General features: G+C 51.0%; 8 protein-coding genes. 2 read left to right on the plus strand and 6 right to left on the minus strand.

The features are described from left to right. From ACR9Y8_RS11165 to ACR9Y8_RS11190, 6 genes are all read right to left on the minus strand, one after another. Positions 1-4017 carry an apiosidase-like domain-containing protein gene (locus tag ACR9Y8_RS11165; protein WP_481213344.1) on the minus strand — a complete coding sequence of 1339 codons (4017 nt, stop codon included), beginning with the start codon at positions 4015-4017 and terminating at the stop codon, positions 1-3. A gap of 84 nt (positions 4018-4101) precedes the next feature. Continuing rightward, positions 4102-7185, minus strand: coding sequence for a DUF6298 domain-containing protein (locus ACR9Y8_RS11170; RefSeq protein WP_481213345.1), 3084 nt, complete (start codon positions 7183-7185; stop codon positions 4102-4104). Positions 7186-7214: 29 nt separating this feature from the next. Further along, entirely contained in the window at positions 7215-7805 is a 591-nt protein-coding gene (locus ACR9Y8_RS11175) for a DUF3826 domain-containing protein (RefSeq protein ID WP_481213346.1), read from the minus strand. 15 nt (positions 7806-7820) lie between these two features. Beyond that, positions 7821-9518, minus strand: coding sequence for a pectate lyase family protein (locus tag ACR9Y8_RS11180; RefSeq protein ID WP_481213347.1), 1698 nt, complete (start codon positions 9516-9518; stop codon positions 7821-7823). A gap of 38 nt (positions 9519-9556) precedes the next feature. Beyond that, positions 9557-11332 carry a RagB/SusD family nutrient uptake outer membrane protein gene (locus ACR9Y8_RS11185; protein WP_481213348.1) on the minus strand — a complete coding sequence of 592 codons (1776 nt, stop codon included), beginning with the start codon at positions 11330-11332 and terminating at the stop codon, positions 9557-9559. 19 nt (positions 11333-11351) lie between these two features. After that, on the minus strand, positions 11352-14561 hold the full coding sequence (locus ACR9Y8_RS11190; protein WP_481213349.1) for a SusC/RagA family TonB-linked outer membrane protein: 3210 nt from the start codon (positions 14559-14561) through the stop codon (positions 11352-11354). A 428-nt stretch (positions 14562-14989) separates the two neighbouring features. Here ACR9Y8_RS11190 and ACR9Y8_RS11195 point away from each other — a divergent pair, with 428 nt between their 5' ends. Together ACR9Y8_RS11195 and ACR9Y8_RS11200 are read left to right on the plus strand one after the other, a co-directional pair. After that, entirely contained in the window at positions 14990-17602 is a 2613-nt protein-coding gene (locus tag ACR9Y8_RS11195) for an alpha-L-fucosidase (RefSeq protein ID WP_481213350.1), read from the plus strand. A gap of 3 nt (positions 17603-17605) precedes the next feature. After that, positions 17606-20332: an alpha-d-galacturonidase gene (locus ACR9Y8_RS11200; RefSeq protein WP_481213351.1), complete on the plus strand. Its 2727-nt coding sequence runs from the start codon at positions 17606-17608 to the stop codon at positions 20330-20332. Positions 20333-20363 lie beyond the last annotated feature (31 nt).

Genomic DNA, 20363 nt, shown 5'->3' on the forward strand with positions numbered 1-20363 from the left:
CTATTCTGTTTTCAGTGATCCAATGTAAAAGGATGCCTCTTCTTGCGGAGTACCGGCATTGGGCAGATCTTCAGGCTGAATAGCCGGCGTATCTGCATTCGGGAAATGGCGCGGCATACCGGTGCGGAACACAATCTTGTCCAGGCCATCCACCGGCGCAAAGGTCAGCTGGGTAAGCACGTCTTTACCATTGATGTTCACGGTATAGAAACGGTTGGCCGTGTTGAAGGTGATGCGGACAGTATAATTAACACTGGCTTCGTATGGCATGATGTTCTTGAACTTCGCGCCTGACTTTGCCCTTAAGGTGCCATCCGTATCAAAGGTCAGCCTGATGGCGGGATTGTTCTTCGCATTCTGCAGCTCTACCTGCAGCATGCCCTTACTTTTCTGGCCCGGTGTTACACTAAATTCCACGGTACCGGTTTGTGTGGCCGGGAATAAACGTTCCGCCTTAGCGTAATCATAAGGATCTTTATCTCTTAACACAAGGGCCTGCCCTGCAGCTGTCTGTTCCATTCTCACAGGCGCCCAGCATGGACTGTAAATATTCCAGTTATTCAAAGCTGTTGCAGCCTCCATCTGTTTGAAGACTTCATTTACAGGTCCATCTGCTTTATCTTTTACAGGTACTGGCACGGAAGCTACCCAGATATCTTCCTTGCTCATACTGTAGCTCACCCACAGCTTGCCATCGGGCGGCGTGCCTTCGCCTTCTTCAATTCCTCTTACATATTGCGGACCGTAATCCTTAAAATGGCCGGTGTAGCGCAGGGGAGATATTTCTCCATGCACCAGCAGCATGTTCGTATAGTCCAGGCCGTTCTCGCTCACCGAAATAGCAAGCGGCCAGCGGTATTCAGAAGGATTATATACAGTTGCATAACGGCCGTCTGAAGTACGCTGTCCCCAGATCTTTGCATTGGCGTTCACAAAACCGGGCGCTCTCACGGCAGATTGCGGCCATGTTTTCCCCTCGTCTGTGCTGATAGCGGTCTGTGCATTCTTCCAGAGCCCTACCACCCTTCCATCCGGCAGATGGTAATAGCTTAGGGCCTTGTATTGTTTTTTGAGCGGGATCAGTGGATCGTTACGGTCTGCTTCTTCATTCCATTGCTGGGTCACCAGTGGGTTGGCCAACAGCTCATTACAGGCTTCCACAAATCCTTTGTCTTTGCTGGAAGTATAAAAAGGATAGGAAGTATTCTTTGTGTTCCAGTGCTCATTATAACGGATGAAGTAGATAGGGCCGAAGCTGCCATCCGGCAAGATCTCTCTTACTACACGACCTATACCGTGACCGTCGTTGGGATCATCATCCAGGTCCAGGCAGATGCCGTAGAACGCCATCGCCAGCAGGCGGTGGCTCTTTGCCGTGTAGAAGCCGATACGCTGGTGCATTACCGCATACAGGTCTTTTGCCACGCCGGGATGTCCTTCTTTCCGGGTACCATCCGGTACTTTATAAGGAGGGAACAACACTACAGGCTTTGACCATTTATAACCATCTTTAGACGTTGCCAGCAGTGTTTGCCCGGGCGGCATATGCTCCCCTATTTTATCACTCAGGTATTCCAGGTAAAAAGTATTATTCCAGTATGCCAGCATGGGTGCATGGTTGTAAGTCCAGCCCGTACCTTCCGCCAGTTCCGGATGCTCGCGGTTGGCACGGAGCACCTGGATGTTATGCACACCCATGGCGGGTGACAACTGCCCATGATGATAATCGATATTTACACGGGTGGCGCCCGTGTAACGCACGGTATCCTGTTGCGGGGCCAGCAAGCCATCCAGGATGGCCTCAGGCACTTTAACGATAGTGCCATGTTTGTGACCAACCGGCAGATATACCTGGTCTGATATATCGGTGAATGTTTTGAAGTCCTTTGTTCTTACAGCGCCATAGTATTTATCACGATAGGCGTCAAAATAGATCAGCCACTCATTATTCACTTTCGCAACAGTGGGGCCTTCCGTAAAATTAGGTGTAAAGGCGCGGGAAACATTGGTATACGGCCCCGCGGCATGCGGACCGGAAGCTACTTTGATATCACGTTCCGGGCGGGTATTGTCTTTCAACACCAGCGTATATTTCCCGGCAGTGGGTTTTACCACTACTGCATCGATCACGCTGAAGCCTGGATCCATGAATAACTTTGCGGGGGCAAATGTCTGAAAGTCTTTGGTAGTAGTATAGTACAGGCGATGATTATTGTCCTCATCCTCCGCTCCTTTAGGAAAGCGGTGCGGAATAGTGGAAGCCCAGATAATAATATACTGTTGCGTTTCGCTATCATAGTACAGTTCCGGCGCCCACACATTCACCGTTGATGGCTCATGTTCCATCACATTGATGGCGCGTTGTTCCGTCCAGTGTACCAGGTCTTTGGAGCTTGCATAGCCAAAGCCCTTATCACCTTTCCACCCGCTGGTCCATACCAGGTGGAAAGTGCCGTCGGGGCCTTGCACCATGGAAGGATCGCGCATTAATTTCTTATCGCCTACATTAGGCTGCAACAGCGAGCGGCCCAGGTCTGACCAATGGTAGCCATCATCGCTGTACAACAAATGAAGTCCGTCCGTAGCCGGTTCACGGAAAGAAGTAAAAAGATAAACCCCGCGGCCTGGGATATATGTATCAAGGATGAGCACCCAGTCGTTACCATTTTGCTGCACACCGGGAGGATCGAATGTAGTCACGCCTTTGTTTGGGAACTTACCGATCAGCGTCACATTGCCGTTGCGCGGATTGAACCAGTAAGCCTTCACTGTATCACCTCCAATCTTTCCCATGTTCACCTGCATAGTGCGGCCCGTATAGGTATAAATGAACGCGTACTGTTTGCCGCGGGTAGCGAGAAGATGATCGTATTTCTCTCCGGGATTACCGGCGATCAAAGACTGATCAGGCACACGCTCGAGGTAAGGACGGGACATCACCAGGTCTTTCAGGTGTTTCATCTGGCGGGCGCCTTCATCATCAATAGCATGGTACCAGTAACCTTTTACGCCGTAGTTGCCATCTTTATCGCCGGGTTTATGCATTTGCATAACGGCATTGTTACCGTAGGTATACCCGGCGCCGCCTGCAAATACCGACCAGTAGCCGTAACGCCGTACATCGGCTGCCGTCCAGAAGGCTTGTAAGGTATCATGCAGGCCCTGCGGAATGCCTTCATAGGAAGGTTCTCCGTCGAGGGTAGGTTTTACAGGCTTACGTTGATAATCTGCCTGTATGTAACGCCAGTTGTCTTCTCCGTAATGCCGTTCACCTGCCGAAGTATCCTGTGCATAATTGCGGTGACCGGATTGGAACATATTGAACTGCAGCCAGGGTTCATTATGGAACCATTCGGAAGACTGAAAGCGGCCGCGCGGGTGGTAGGTAGCGATATGTCCGGGATCATGTTTGTGCAGGGTGGCGCCGATCGTATTCCATACCGCCAGTGAATCGCTGCCTTTAATATCGCCACCATTGAGCCAGATAATGTTGGGTTTGTTCTTGTATCGCTCCGCGAGCCATGCGGTATAAATACGCGCCTGCTCCTGTGTAACAAGGCCTGCTTTTACATTAGAGCCCCATACCGGTACCAGGGCCATATACAGGCCTTTCTCGGCTGCTTTATCAATGATGTAATCCACGTGATCCCAGTAATCATATTGCAGCGTATCTGTAAATGCATTGCCAGGCGTAGTGCGCGGGTGGGCCACGTTTTTATTTTCCAGGGCAGCATCGCCGTAGGCGTTCACCTGTCCGGCGCTATGGACCACCATTACCTGTATCACGTTAAATCCTTTGCTGCGGCGATCCTCCAGGTACTTTTCTGCTTCTTCGCGGGTAAGCTTATTGAAGAGCAGCCAGCCGGTATCGCCCAGCCAGAAGAAAGGCGCACCGGAGGAAGTAACAAAGTACCGCCCGTTATCGGAGACTTTCAGTGCCTGAAGACGAGTAGATTGGGCAAAGGCGGAGGCCATTGCTGAGAGGAGGGTCAATAAAAATATCACAGTTCTGGTCATACTTCGGTTTTAGTTTGGGAGATTGCTTCGCCGCCCTGCGCTCTTATCCCGCTGCTTTTCGCAATGACAGGGAGGCAGAAGCAACTATGCTTTCTTAATCCATATCACTACCGGGTTTGTCCCCGGATTATCCAACGTGACCTTGTTTCCGCCAGCCACGGTTGCCGTTTTGAGTAGATGGCCATCCTTCGGGTTAATCCACTGTACTGAGCAGGAGCCTTTCATGTTGGTAAGATCTGCTGTCGTAGTGGCAGTGCCGTAAATAATATATTCTTTACCGTTATTAGTCAGTATGTATTCTCCGGTGGGCGCCTCTGCAGGATGCATCGTTGCTGCTGCCTGCAGGAAAGCGGTATCCGCCATAGCCGGTATGCCTGCCAGGGAACCACCCGCCATAAATACCGCCCAGGCCTGTTCGTCATAGGCGCTGGCAGTATAGGTAACGGCCTTAGCAGGGTAACGATCACGATACTCACGCACCGCCCGGTATACCTGCGCAAAAGTGCTGCGTTTGGGTTTGAGCAAACGGGCATGCTGACGAGGCGCCAGGTGCTGTCCGCCCTGCGGCGCATAAACACTGCTATCCGGCTGGTAATGCCATTGACGGATATCTATTACTGATATCGCACGCGAGCGTACCGGGTCAGCAAGGATCGCATCCTGCACGTCTTTAGTTACACTGAGCCCCACTGTTACCTGTTTACCGGTTTCTTTCTCCCATTCAAGGATCGTATCGATCCAGAACTGTACAAAAGACAAGGGCCCTGTGAACTCCTGGCTGATCAGCTGGATGACCCCAGTATTACCCTTAAAGTTCTCAAGGCACTGGCGGATGTACGCCCGATGCAGTTTGCGCCGCAGCGGGTGACTTACATCGTAGAACTGGGCCTCCATAAAAATGCGTTTATCTCCCGCATAGGGAGGCGGTTCCGGGAAGCCGGTATTATTGATATTATTGGCAGGTCGCCAGGGACAATCCGCCCAGTGCGCACCTGCTTCAATGATGTTATGCTGGAAATAGTTCTGATGAACCAATACAAGTCCCTGCTGATCTGCCAGGTTGGCAAACTGTTTCAGGCGCTGCCAGTACCAGTGATTGTATTTAGTCAGATCATAACGGCTGAGACCATCCCAGGCGGCATCCTGTCCACTGCGGGCAAAAGGCTGCTCATAAAAAGGAGGCCATACCTCACCATCCATCCGCCGCACCCGCTCGTGGTCATCGCGGCGGCGTTCATACCAAAGACCGTAATTATGCTCCAGCGCTACGATATGATGATCCTTCATCCAGGTAGCCACTTCCTGCAGATCATCTGTAAGTCCGGTACCCGTGCGGCCCGGAACAAACCGGGTGATGTCCGGCACGGCTTCCCTGATACCATCAGGATGTACGTTGCCGCGCCACCAGGGCACTTCATGGCGGCCACCGGTGAGCACTGCATTACCGCGCATTAACCAGCCCTTAGACAGGTGCATAGGTGCAAATGCGTTTGAAGTTTGAGGTTTGAGGTTGGAGGTTGCAGTAGCGCTCATCGTTTTTATCCCTGTTGTATTTACAGAGATGGGGTTACGAACAGCAGCTTCCCCTATCCACTCTTTTAGCTGTACCAGGGGATTGACAGCCGCCGCGCTAAGCGCTGCCGCTACCTGTACCGAGGGGCTGCTGGAAGCTTCTGATGCAATAGGCAGCAATTGTGCGCGCTTCAGTACATTCTTCCCCAGCCTTTCCGCCAGCTGCGCGTAGTATAGGCTGCGCGGCTGCACATGTTCGTTGGATTCTCCCCAGTAGCCGTCTCCCTGGAACTGCGCCCAGGCGCCGAAGCACCAGTTATTAGCACCGGGAGGACGGTAACAATCTATCCTGGCAGCGCTGCACTGCCACAGTACGCTATTAGCGGCGCTCCATCCGGCGCCCTGCCCATCCTGTCCGCGGTTGCCGAAGCGTATAGCTTGTCCGTCAACATTTACGATATCAAACAATACGCCGGAAGCCCAGCTGTCAATGGCGCCGCTGAAATTAAACGGTAAGTGCGCTTCGCATTGTACAAAAGCGTTAGGGCCAGGCGCACAAAATCCCACCGCAAAATCGTGATAGCCATGTTCTGCATACAGGCGCTGGAAAAGGCTCTGCTGACCGGTAGTAAAGAAAGTATAACGGCGCTGTCCACCAATCTCCGATATGGGAGAGAGCGATATACAATCTTCTACCGTTACCCGTTTGGCAGTTTCCAGCACCGCTACTGCCGAACCAGCGAAATGCTCAAACGTCACCTGTCGTACCCATGCATCAGATATATTTTCCAGTGTGATGGCCATCCAGCGATGGTCCTCGTCTTTAGCGTTATCCTTATTGTAAACAGAACGGCAACGCAGGTTCTCCACACCGCTATTCATAATACGGCCGGGCCACTGGTATCCTGCTATTGTGGCGCCACCGTAAGCGGTATCCAATGCAGTGGTCAAGGGCGCGTCCAGGGTGATGGCATTGCCATCTACCGCAGTGATGATACGGTCCCAATCAATATCTCGCTCACCGGGTTTCCAGCCCAGGGCAGTGATGCCTCCGCCAAAATGGTCCATGCCCAATAGCCTGATCCATGCAATAGTACAGGGTCGGTGCACTATCACTTTATCACCGGCTTTGAACCGCTGTGCATTGTCTACATGTAAGGTACGTGCGTTCACCGGTACATAAGCATTGGTGATCCTTGCAGGCGCTGAGAGGGAACGGTTGTTAACACCGGTGATCCGTATCAGCGTTTGCCTGTCAAACCCTGTACCCTTAAGTATGGTACCTTTTTCTCCCATACCGCTGCCGCGCAGTACCACCCCGGAAGCACGGATGCTAAGGCTGCCGTTAATTTCATACGCTCCTTTCTCTAACAGCACTGCCCCGCGGATGCCCTGTTTATCAGCCGGCAAGGCAGCTACCTGGTCCAGGGCTGCTTGTATGGCTGCAGTAGCATCCCCTTTTATCAACGGCACTACTATGCGCACCGGAACATCCGGGATGGATTGTTCTCCGGCCATATAACCGCAATAAGAGAAATCGGGTATACGATTGCCTTGCGCGTCGGGTGTATAAACCAGCGTGCCGCCGGTATTTAAAGCTACCGGCGGCAGTGGTTTTGGCTGTTTAGGCGACTGAGCGTACGCGTTAACAGCCAATAGAACAGTAAATAAGATACTTGTTAATTTCATTTCGCTCCTGCTTCCCGCCTTTTCTTCCAATCCTGCTCTGCCTGTTTCATGTTAATACCAGCAGCAGCAAGATAGTTGTTGATCCGGCCTTTATATTTTCCAAACCATTGATGCTTCTTCTCTGAGGAACCTGCGTCCATTGCATGTTCCCTTGCTTCTACCAGCCAGGCCATGATCTGTGCCCGCTGCTGCGCTGTAAGATCAGGCAGCATGTCTGTATAGACCCTGTAGGTAAGCGGCAGTACGCCGTAGGTCATACCATCCTTTACCTGGTTCACCTGCTGTTCGTTCAGCCTGGCGGAGAGCTGCGCGAGATAATCATGGTGCAGCTTTTCCAGCCGCTGCGCCTTACCGGTGGTATCGGGGGCCGAATCGATCTCGTTAAGGGCACGATATTGTCCTGCGATAATATCCCGTACCTGTGTGGCTTTAGCAGCGTCTGTCAAACCGAGCGTGGCTACGATCTTCTCTGCACGCTGCGTCGCTACGCGGATGTAAGCCGTATCCTGTTGCTTCGTTGCCTGTGCCGTGGCCGGGGCCGCTACAAACAGGCACCCTGCTAAAAATAAATATAGTATCCTTTGCATACCAGCAGATTGTTATCAGCGGCCAAACTGGCCACTTGTTTTTCCTGAAAGGGTGTTAAAATTGTTCTTCGGATTCTTCCAGTCCACTTTCTTTTCCGGGTTGATCCCGTTGATGAACTTCTCGATGTTTGTGTACCCATCCCCGTTCATATCCTTTACCGCATCAGCCGGATCCTTTGGATTCAGGCCATGCCTGGCTTCCCATTCGTCGGGCATACCATCACTATCGGAATCTCTGTAGGGAGTGCCCTTGTATACAGGATAACCGCCTACCTGGCTGATGTCTGAAATGATCCCTTCCTTATAAGAGTCTTTCGGCATCCGGCGCTTTATAAACTCACTGCCGATGCTGTTCTCCGTATGCTCTTTATACTGGATCTTACCCGTGCGTACCTGCTCTATTACCCGTGTATCTACAGGATCACGTTTGGGCAGGGTGGCACCTGCATTATTGAGCACATACTCGTACGCCTCTTTTGCCGTCATCATGGTGATGGCCGGCATCGGGAAAGGCTTCTCTACGCGCATATCATCGCGGTTAGGACCTGCATTCTCCAGGTTCTCTACCTGTACGCCACCGTCCCAGTTATCTTTCGTTACCTTGTCATATCCTTCCATGATATTGCCGTTCACATAGGCCCTGCCATACACTTTATAAGGATATTTGCTGCGGCCTGATTCCGGCTTCACGATGCGGTGACTTACCGGCTCATCTTTCGGTGTAACTGGCCCCGGCTTGTAGTAATTGTTGATCACATTATACATGGCGCGGTAATCGCCGCCATCCATGGTGCGGTGCCGCCAGTTGAACACGATATTGTTCACAAAGTTGAAGCAGCCGTACCAGCCAACAGAAGGGTTACGGCCGGTATTGCTGGCCCAGAGGTTACGCATGAAAGTGCAGTTCTCTCCACCTAAGGTGCTTCCGAAGGAGTGATTATAGGTATCCAGCGCTTCTGAAGAGATACAGTTCTGGATGGTGATGTTCACGGTAGGCAGCTTCTGTTCCTGCGAACCATCACCGGGATCATACATATGGCGATAGATGGAAATATTCTCATCGAGGCCCCAGCTGGTAGAGCAGTGGTCGATCATGATATTACCTATTGGGTTGCCGCCCAGTGCATCGTCCCTGCGGGCTACAAATGTTTCGCCGCGACGGAAGCGCATGTAACGGAGGATCACGTCGTGGGTGTTGATCCATACGGATTCGCCGGCTATACATACCCCATCGCCGGGCGCTGTCTGGCCAGCGATGGTGATGTAAGGTGCACGAATGATCAGCGGGCTTTTCAAACGGATAATACCTGCCACGTTGAACACAATGATACGGGCGCCTCCCTGTTCGCAGGCATCGCGGAGGGTGCCTGGACCGCGGTCCTCCAGGCTGGTCACTACATATACCTTGCCGCCACGGCCACCTGCTGTGAAAGCGCCGCCGCCTTCAGCGCCGGGAAAGGCAGGGATGTCTGCCTGCGGCAGGTCTATCGGGCGGGATGCCCAGGGCACATAAGGCTTGCCGTGTTTGGCGTCTTCATTGATAACAGGCAATGCCTTTTTCCAGGCTTCGTCAGACAGGCGCATCGCTTCTTTCAGCGCCGCGTCGGTGGAATCCTGAATTTTCTGTGGTATGGTGGGATACTGGGCAATTACGGGCTGTATCAGTCCCATAGCGATCGTGCAGCCAACTGCCACTGCAAAAAACTTCCTCATGTTGTTATCTTTTTAAGCATGTGTTCCATTTCCGTTGATTATTGCACCGGGTCGAAATTACCGCCCCATCCCATGTTCTGGATCAGCAGCGGGTTGTTGTCGAGTGCTGATTTCGGTATAGGGAAGTAATAGTATTCAGGTTTCCAGCCGATGGCGTATTTAGTGTCCATTACTTTAGGTTTGAGCTCAAAGTACTCCCTGTATGCCCTATCCAGTGAAACAGTGTCGCGCTGGGCTTCAAAAGCCGAAGCAGCAATTACACTTGTTTTCAGGTTGATGGTCAGGCCCGTTCTCTTTTTACCGTTCAGCTTTGTTTCGAACAGCTTCCAGCGGCGGAGGTCCCAGAAACGTTTGCCTTCAAAGGCAAATTCATATAGTCTTTCATCAAGGATAGCATCAAACAGCTCTGCACGCGACATAGCAGGCTTCAGACCATACAGTCCGTCGTCCCCTGCTATAATGCCGGCACGTTGACGGATCGCTATCAGTTCGTCATATGCTTCTGAGGGTTTGTTTACAGCATTGGCCGCTTCCGCCAGGTTTAACAGGACTTCTGCATAACGGATCTCCATCCAGTCGGTGCCAGAATATTGTACTTCACCGGTAGCAGGTTTCGGGTCGATGGCCTTACGGCAATAAAACGCCGTGTTGGAAGCCTTTCCTTTTTCCGTGGTTTTCCCATCTGCTGTGTAGGTCCAGACCTTATAGCCTGATACCCCATTAAGCGGCCAGGTAGCCCCATTAAATGCGATAGTGGCGTCAAAGCGGGGGTCACGGTTCTTGTAGAAGAGCACCGGATCGTAAGGATAATCGGCAGATGCCTCGCTGGGCTTCTTTCCATCTTTCATCGGGAAAGCGTCTACCAGTTCCTTTGAAGGCTGGTTAGAGCCGCCGCCGGTACCATTGATAGAAGGACGTGTGCTGTTATCATATCCGTTATTCTTTCTCGCCTGATCGCCGGTGGCATTATTGAAACAGGTAACGAATACTGCTTCAGGATTGTTCACTTCCGTGAACCACATCTGGCTGAAAGATGTATTCAGTCCGTAGCCGTTGGAAGACAACAGCGTTTTGGCGGCCTTGCATGCATCGTATGCAGCCTGCCACCTGTCTGCCAGACCTGAAGGGTTAAACTCGGGGCTGGCCCAGTATAAAAGCACCCTGCCTTTGAGGGCTGCTGCGGCTGCGCTGGTGATACGGCCCCAATCGGCGGCGCCGTTGGCCCATCTGGCCGGCAATACGGCAATAGCAGCATCCAGGTCTTTCAGGATCTGTGTGATGCATTCGGATGTTTTATTACGCGGTACATAGGCATCATCCTTTGCCTCCTGTCCTACAGCTTCCTGCTGTACGAGGATAAGCGGCACACCACCATAGAGTTTCACCAGTTCAAAATAACGCCATGCGCGGAGGAAATAGGCTTGTCCTTTCAGTGTAGCTTTCCAGGTAGGCGAGATCGTGCCCTTTTCTATTTCCTGCAGGAAGAGATTCAGCGCTCTTATTTTTCCATAGTTGTTATTGGCATCCAGCTTAGTGCCGAAGTCGTTCACATCGTTGACCAGCAAAGAGCCTTCAAAATATTTACTTTCACCATAAGACTCATCGGAGAGATTACTGCTGGAGCCCCAGGTACCTCCCCAGGAAGGAATGTTCTGGTCATAGAGGTAATCGAGATAGGTGCGCGCAAGCACGGAGTCGTTAAACACCAGGTTCGCCTGTAACGAGCCCAGGTCTCTTTTATCGAGCACTTTGCTGCAGGATGCTGTTAACAAGAGCAGCCCTGCGAATATGTATATATGAATACGTTTGTACATCATTATTAATTTTGGCGGATTATAAACTAAGGTTCAAACCGAATGCTATGGTCCTCATCAGTGGGTATACCGCATAAGACCCCAGTGCATTATCCTTATAATCGTACGGATTGTAGAAGTTAAAAGGATTGGTGGCTGCCACATATACTTTAAACGACTGGAAACCTATGCTCTTTGCAAGTGATTGCGAGAATGTATACGACAGGTTGATCGTTCTCATCCTGAAAGAAAAAGAGTTCCTGAACCAGAAAGAAGAGGTTAGATCATACTGGTCATCGAAATATGGCGAGGGATACTTTGCGTTCGGGTTCTCAGGCGTCCAGTGGTCTGACCAGAATGCAGGGCGGTTGGAAGTAACTGTTGCCTGTTTACGTGCATCACTTTCAACAACATTTTGTCCGCCGAAAGATCCTGACATCACCATATCAATACGGAAGCCTTTATAGCCCGCGCCTACTGAAAGGCCAAAGCCGTAATGGTTGTTAGCTTTATTGGAAATCCAGTCTTCGTCGTTCTCATCCACTACGCCGTCAGGACCAGCGTATTGATTGGTGAGCGGGTCCTTCGCACCGCGGATATCCTGGTAGTACAGCATGCCGGGCTCCGGTTTTTTTCCGAATACCTTATAATCAGGATTCTTAGACAGGAAGGCGTCTACCTCGTCCTGGGTGCGGAACATGCCCAGGTAATGATATCCTCTTACACCTCTATCCATGGAATAGCCGTTGGGATCTTCCCATGTACCGCGAATACCTTTATCTACATCCACTTTCACTGCTTTAGCATCGCTCCAGCTGAGGAAACCGTTTACATAATAATTAATATCCCTGCCGATGCGATCATTCCATCCCAGTGATATTTCATAGCCGTAGGCATTCACTGTGTTGTAGTTCTCTGCGGAGATACTGGAACCCACTGTCAGCGGTACACTGGCGGTGAGGGTGGTCAGCATATTATAGCGATGGTCATAGAATGCATCCACGGTGGCAGACAGGCGGCTGTTCAGGGCCCTGGCATCAACACCGAAGTTGAACTTCAGGTCATCATCCCATCGTGCAGCCGGATTCGGTAAAGACTCCGGCTTGGTACCCACGCTCTTGTTGCTGTTGCCGCCAAAAACGGCACCGGAGGTTTGACTCGGGGTATAACGCTGCACGTATCCCCAGGGTTTGGTAGCATCGCCACCCAGGTGACCTGCAGAAGCCCTTAGCTTAAGGTAATCAAGGGCGCGAACGTTACGCTGGAAGAAACCTTCCTGCGAAACCACCCAACCCAATGACAGGGAGGGGAAGAAGCCCCAGCGGTATTGCGGTGCAAAGTTGGTGGATGCATCATAGCGGAAGGCAAACTCCAGCAGGTATTTATTATCGTATGCATAGTTTGCACGGCCGATGTAGGAAAGGTTACCTGTTTCGTTGGCAGTTTCCCACACGTTCATATTACCGAAAGCGAACCTGGAGATATCCGGCGCACCGTCAGTAGGATCCTCTGTATAAGCCTGTACATCATCATAGCTGTATTCACGCTGTTCTGCTACTGCGAGCAGTGAGATATCGTGCTTGCCGAACTTACGGGCATAGTTCAGGTAACCATTCAGCTGGTAGCGGTCAGCATAGGAAGGTTTAAAGTATACGCGTGCCCCATTCTTTACCCTGACAGTTTTTATAGGATCACCGGCGTAAATATGATTGTGCCCACCTTCCATGTTGAATGCGTATACATAATAGTGGGTACCGAATTGCTTGGGAAAACTGTTATCCAGCAATTTGGCATACTGCACCTTCGCGGTAAGCCCTTTGATAAATGAAGGCTGATATTCCAGGTTAGCCACTACATTAAGGCCATTACCACGGGTTTGAGAATAGTTGTTCAGGTTCTGTACTTCAAAGAAGTGAAAGGCATCTATGGTATTGCTGCTGCTGCTCAGCTGCGTGGGATAGCCGTTCACATAGGGCGGTGTAAACTGCGGTGTATACAGCAGCCCTCTCATGTCATTCTCCACATTTTCAGATCCTACCTTCATGAGGTACAATTTGGTATTTGAAAGATCGCCGCTTACAGAAAGGCCCATCTTCAGACCGGTGGCCAGCTTCACGTCGCCGCTGGCCCTGAAGGTCCACTTATCGTTCTTTATATTATCGAAGTTACCGTTCTGGTAATAGTAGGATGCGCCGGCAAAGAAAGTAGCCTTTTCTGTTCCGCCGCTTACATTGAACGCGTGGCGGGTTACGACAGAAGGCTTCCATGCCATGCGTAGCCAGTCGTAATTATTATTTCTGAAATGTTCCAGTTCATCAGGGGTATATACCTGGTTATCGTCTGCAGTTTTTCCGTCTGCAAAGTAAATATCGTTCATGTACCTGGCCTGCTCATAGCCGTTCATCATAGTGGGCAGCGATGTAGCCTGGTTAAGGGCAACGGAAGAGTTGTAGTTAATCACCATCTTACCGGCTTTCCCTCTTTTTGTTCTTATCACGATGGCGCCTTGTGAAGAGTTCACCCCATACACAGCTGCTGCCGCGTCTTTCAATACGGAAATGCTTTCTACTTCAGTAGCGTCCAGCAGGTTGAAATCTTCCTGCGTTCTGATCACATCATCGATTACATAGATCGGGCTGGTGGTACCGCCATCTTTTGAGAAGATCACCGGGTTGCGGATAACGATATTAGCGGCGTCGCCCGGGCGGCCATTACCACCGCTCACGCTAACGCCTGGCAGCTTGCCCTGGAGTGTAGCGCCCAGGTTACCCAACGGCAGGTCTTCAATTTCTTTTACGTTCACTGTGGCTACTGCGCCGGTTAAATGTGCTTTTTGTTGTGTACCGTAACCTACTACAACGGTTTCGTTCAGGGATGTTACGCTGTTCTTCAATGTAACGTTTACAGCAGCACGGTCATTCACCGGCACTTCGAGCGGTGTATGGCTGATGAAGGAAAAAACCAGTACTGCTTTGCCATCGGGTACCTGTATAGTATAGTTACCATCTGCATCTGTAACGGTGCCTTTCTGTATACCTTTTACACGCACGGTAACGCCGGGCACTTCTTCCCCGTCTTCTGACAATACTTTTCCTCTTACGGTCATAGGCATAGGCTTTCCCTGTACAGTAACAGGATCAGGTGTTTGGGCGAGCGCCAAACGTGGACAGGCGCCTGTGATGATCAGCATTAGCCACAGCATAATCCCCCCTGTGGTAATGTGCTTACCTGAAAGTAATTTTGTAATCATTTTTCTAATGATTTAGTGGAACTTGGAATAATAGAAATAGGTTGATACTAGTTGTGTCTTTCAGACAATTAAAGAAAAGCTGACACTAATTGGCGATATCTCTTCATAACTCACGGAATTTTTTTGATGACCTTCCCCTTACAACCGGAGATGCTGTCTTTGCTCCGGTTTACTCCTGGAAACACAGAAGTATTAATCCCGGGATCAAGCTACAGCAAATTTTATTTACATCCGGCACGAAGCTGCTGATTTTTTTACGCAATCGTTGCCGGCAACGATGGCACTGGTAATTTATCCGAAAAATATGTATCATAGTATAGTATAGTTGGAAAATATACCGTACCTTTCGAACATTGATCACCTGGTCTTCTCATTACAATCCTCAGCTGTTCCATTACCATTCCAAGATGGTATTTTAAAACCAGGTTATGATGAATGCTTTGCTGTATACCTGCCGGCATATTTTATTATGTCTGCTGCTGGCGGGTACTTACTACCAGGATCTATCCGCACAAAAGAAGATTGTCTACCAGGCCGACTGGACCTCGCTGCAACAGCATACCGAAGTACCGGAATGGATACGCGATGCCAAATTCGGGATATACTGCCACTGGGGTGTGTACACCGTGCCTGCTTATAATAATGAACATTATTATTCTCATATGCATGCTGATTCCGGCTATTCGAAGCTAGGCACCTATCAGCGGCATCAGGCCCTGTATGGTCCGCTGAGCAAGTTTGGCTACCATGACTTTATCCCGATGTTCAAAGGAGAACATTTTAATGCCGATGAGTGGGCAGATCTTTTTGTAAAAAGCGGGGCACGTTTTGCCGGACCTGTAGGCGAACATCATGACGGGTTTTCAATGTGGGACAGCAAGCTCACTCCCTTCAACGCCAAACAAATGGGGCCTCACCGCGATGTGGTAGGCGAGCTGGAAAAAGCCATCCGCAAAAGAGGCATGAAATTCTTTGTATCCCTGCACCATGAACTGAATTACGGCTATGTAAAGCCCAAACCCGGATGGGCCGCCGCTGATCCCAGATACGCAAAATTATATGGCACGCCGATGCCGCACGAGCAATGGCTGAACATGTGGATGGGCAAGTGTAATGAAGTGGCAGACAAATACCATCCCGACATCATGTATTTTGATTCCTGGCTGGAACAAATACCGGAACAATATATCAAACAATACCTGGCGCATTACTTCAACGGCGCTGAACAGCGTGGGCAGGATGTGATCATGACCTACAAAGGCAATGATATTCCCGACGGCATTGGTATGCTGGATCATGAGAACACTAATCCTGATCGCATTATAGAAAAGCCCTGGCTCTGCGATTACTCTATCGGCAGCGGCAAGGCGCTCTCCTGGGGCTATACGGAAGGCATGGATATCCGCACGCCGCGGGAGATCATCCACAAGATCATTGAAGTGGTGAGCAAGAACGGACAGCTGCTGCTGAACCTCTCACCTAAATCTGACGGCAGCATTCCGCAAGACCAGCAGGAAGTGATGTTCAGGGTGGGCAAATGGATGTGGGCCTTTGGAGAAGGCATTTACGGCACCCGTCCTTTCAGCGTATATGGTGAAACGACCGCAGAGGGACAAAAAGTGCACTACACCCGCAAAGGGGATACCCTCTATGCCATCTTCCTGGACTGGCCGGGAGGTGGAAAGACTGTACAATTAAAATCGCTTAACAGCAACACGATAGGAAATGTGCAATCCCTGCAGCTACTGGGACTGAAAGCACTGGAGCCTTGTCCCTACCAGCTGAATGAACAGGGGCTTTCTATCACCATTCCGGCAAAGACGCGGACACCTTCAGACTTTGCCTATGTGTTCAGGATTATAACGCAGCATTCCATTCATAACGTGAACGGCATTGGGCAGCAGACGCCTACGCCGCAGGGGAACCATGCACAGGCAGGTTCCCCTTTACCTATTGACAACACCCCGCTGTTTGAGATCATAGGCGGGCCCGAAGCCCCCGTAATACAGGAAGGTATGCCCGGCACCGAAGGCATACAGGGAGGATTTGAAGGGGGCGCCTGTGTCAAGATCAACGGCGTATATCATATGTTCCCGACAGAAAGGGCCGGAGAGAAAGGCATCCCTCCTTACTATGACCGCGTGAAAACCCGCATAGGGCACTGGAGCAGCAAGGACGCCATCCACTGGAAACGGGAATCCACTATTTACCAGGCCAGCGGCCAGTATGCCGTTACAGCCGACGACAATCCGCTGAACGACCGGCGCGCAGCCATCTGGTCTTTCATGCCCATTTATGATACCGTACACCAGCGCTGGTATGGCTATTACCTGGCCTACACCGTACACAAGGACATCGAGCCTAATCATTGCTTTGGCAGGATATGGCGGAGCGAATCTGTAAAGGCAGGTATCAACGGCATTGGCGGACCTTATACCGACAAAGCCATTATACTGGAACCAGGTATGGATAGCCAGCTCTGGGAAGGACGGCAGGGCGTTGCTTCCTTCTTCCCCTACCCTGTTGGTAAGGAATGGCTGGGCTTTTATGCAGGCGCTTATCCTTATGCCAAAGCAACGGATTACCCAAAGAAAACAGGCAAAGGCTGGTTCATCGGCCTGGCCCGTTCTGCCTCGCTGGAAGGCCCCTGGACACGGCTGGACACTACCGTGAACCCGGTGACATCCATACATCCTTATTTTGTGGAGAACCCTATCGTTAGCAAATTGCCCGATGGGATCTATATCGCGATGTTTGACGGAGGACCTGAAGGATTCGGTCTCCACCTCCCTAACATGATGGGCTATACGCTTTCAAAAGACGGGCTGCACTGGAGCCCGGCACGTTATCTGCCCATCCAGACCAAAGTGAAAAAGTGGTGGGATATTATGCGTACACCGCTTTGCCTGATACCTGAAGGCAATGACAAGTACACCATCCTCTATGCAGCCATTCATCATGATCAGCGCTTTCACCCGATAGGCATGGTACAGGTAAAACTGAACCAGGCCGCATTGGCTGAGATCACCAGCAAGTTATAAGATATGCAAGGTTTTTTTCTCTATATTACGGTAATAGGTAGTTTACTATTCAGCAGCTTTTCCACCAAGGCAGCAGATGACAGCACCGTGGTCCTGCTGACTGCTGAAAAGGCCCATGCACGTATACAGTACGGCACGGATCAGTTAAGCAAAGCTCTGACAACAGCCGGTTATAAGGTACGCCATAGCCACGGCAAGGCAGCGCCTAAAAATGCAGCGCTGATCATCATCGGATTACTGGAAGAGGCAAGGATCCAAACCGCTATCCGTCAATACCAGCTGCCAGTAAAAGATAAACCTGGAAAGGAAGGCTTTATTATCAGCACTGCCCGTCACAATACCCTTATTGCCGGAGCAGACGCCAGCGGCGCACTCTATGGCTGCCTGGAGATGGCAGCACAGGTACGCAGAACCGGCACGTTGCCTGCCAACCTGCAGCTCAGCGATCAGCCGGAAATGGTACTGCGCGGCGCCTGTGTAGGCATTCAAAAGACCACTTACCTGCCCGGCAGAACCGTATATGAATATCCCTACACTCCACAAGAATTTCCCTGGTTCTATGATAAAACCCTGTGGATCCAATACCTGGACATGCTGGCCGCTAACCGCATGAACTCACTCTACCTGTGGAACGGCCACCCCTTTGCATCACTGGTGCGGTTAAAGGATTATCCTTACGCCGTAGAAGTAGACAGCGCCACTTTTCGCCGCAACGAAGAGATGTACCGTTTCCTGACCACAGAAGCAGACCGGCGCGGTATATGGGTGATCCAGATGTTCTACAATATCATCCTCTCTAAACCTTTTGCAGAGAAACACGGGCTGTCCACGCAGGATCGCAAACGAGGCATTACTCCTTTGATAGCAGATTACACCCGCCAATCCATCGCTGCCTTTGTAGCCAAATATCCCAACGTGGGCTTACTGGTAACACTGGGCGAAGCGATGGAAGGTGACGAGATGGATGTACAATGGTTTACCCAAACGATCATTCCAGGTGTAAAAGACGGGCTCAAACAGCTGGGACAAACTAAGCTCCCACCTATCGTGCTGCGCGGACATGACAGCAACCCGCAGCTGGTAATGCAGGCTGCCCGTCCGCTCTACCCTAACCTCTACACCATGGGTAAATATAACGGTGAAGCACTGACCACCTATACCCCGAGAGGCCCCTGGGCCGCCATGCACCGCGATATGAGTCGGCTGGCAGCCGCCCATATTGATAACGTGCATATATTGGCCAACCTGGAGCCTTTTCGCTACGGCGCCACCAGCTTTATACAAAAAAGCGTACAGGCCATGCATAATGTGCACGGCGCTAACGGCCTGCATCTGTATCCTGAATCATCTTACTGGGACTGGCCTTATACGGCAGACAAAACATCACCGCGCTTATTGCAGACGGCACGCGACTGGCTCTGGTACGAAGCGTGGGCACGCTATGCCTGGAACTGCCACCGCGACCGCGGCGATGAAGACCAATACTGGAGCACAAAATTAGACAGTGTCTTCGGCACTACAGGCGCAGGCAAAGACATACTGGAAGCTTATGAACAGTCAGGCGAGATAGCCCCCAAGCTGCTACGGCGCTTCGGCATCACTAACGGCAACCGCCAAACGCTTACCCTGGGCATGCTCATGAGCCAACTCATTAATCCTTCCAAATGGCGCGTATGGCCGGACCTGTACAGTTCCGATGGACCCGAAGGAGAAACACTGACAGAATATGCCGCCAAAGAATGGAAACAGGAAGCACACAAGGGAGAAACCCCGGTACAGATCATACAGGAAGTAACACAACATGGAGATCTCGCCGTAGCTGCCATAGAAAAGGCTGCAGGCAGCATACGAAAAGACAAAGATGAATTTGCCCGCACCAGGAATGACATGTACTGTTACCAGGCGCTGGCCCATTACTTTGCCGCCAAAGTGCAGGCAGCTTTGCTTGTGTTGCGCTACCAGTACTCCCACGACGCCCGCAACCTGGAAAAGGCCTTGCCCTGGCTGGAACAAAGTGTTGGCCATTTCAGGGAACTGGCGCGCCTTACAAAGGATACCTACCTGTATGCCAACAGCATGCAAACGCAGCAAAGAAAAGTGCCAGTAAGCGGCAACGATGGTAAGAACAAAACCTGGACGGAGCTGCTTCCCTTCTATGAAGCAGAGCTAAGCAATTTTAAACGTCACCTGGATTCATTACAGCATGGTAATAACAAGAATAATGGAAACGGTCAAACGCTACGCCCCATTGCTGTCAGCATGCTGTATCCCGTACCGGGTTATTATAAACCGGCGATAGGGTCTGGCGTATACGCTGATGAGGACCTGCGTATCACTTCGCTGGACCCTGCCTTGCAAGGGCTGACAGGGATCCGGTTCTCCCGGCAGGAACAGCTGGAGAAAGGCACTACCCTGCAGTTCCGTAACCAGGAACCGGTGAAGGTAGTAGTAGGCTTCTTTCAATCTAAAGAAGCAGGTTATTTAAAAGAACCCGACCTTGAAACCGACGCCAGCGCCGATGATCATGGACAAGCCACCGTGCGGATTGCCCGGGCAATACAGCTACCCGGCCAGCCGCCGGTGAACATACATACCTATTACTTCCCGGCAGGCAATCATACGCTGGTATTGGGCAAAGGAGCTTGTCTTGTATTGGGCTTTGTGGATGGCCAACAGGAAATAAACGCTTACGACGCAACACAACAAACCGCCGAATGGCTATTTGAATAATAGTTAATAATTCTTATTAGTTTTACTTGTA

It is taken from the genome of Chitinophaga sp. SVR4-12A (assembly GCF_056754765.1).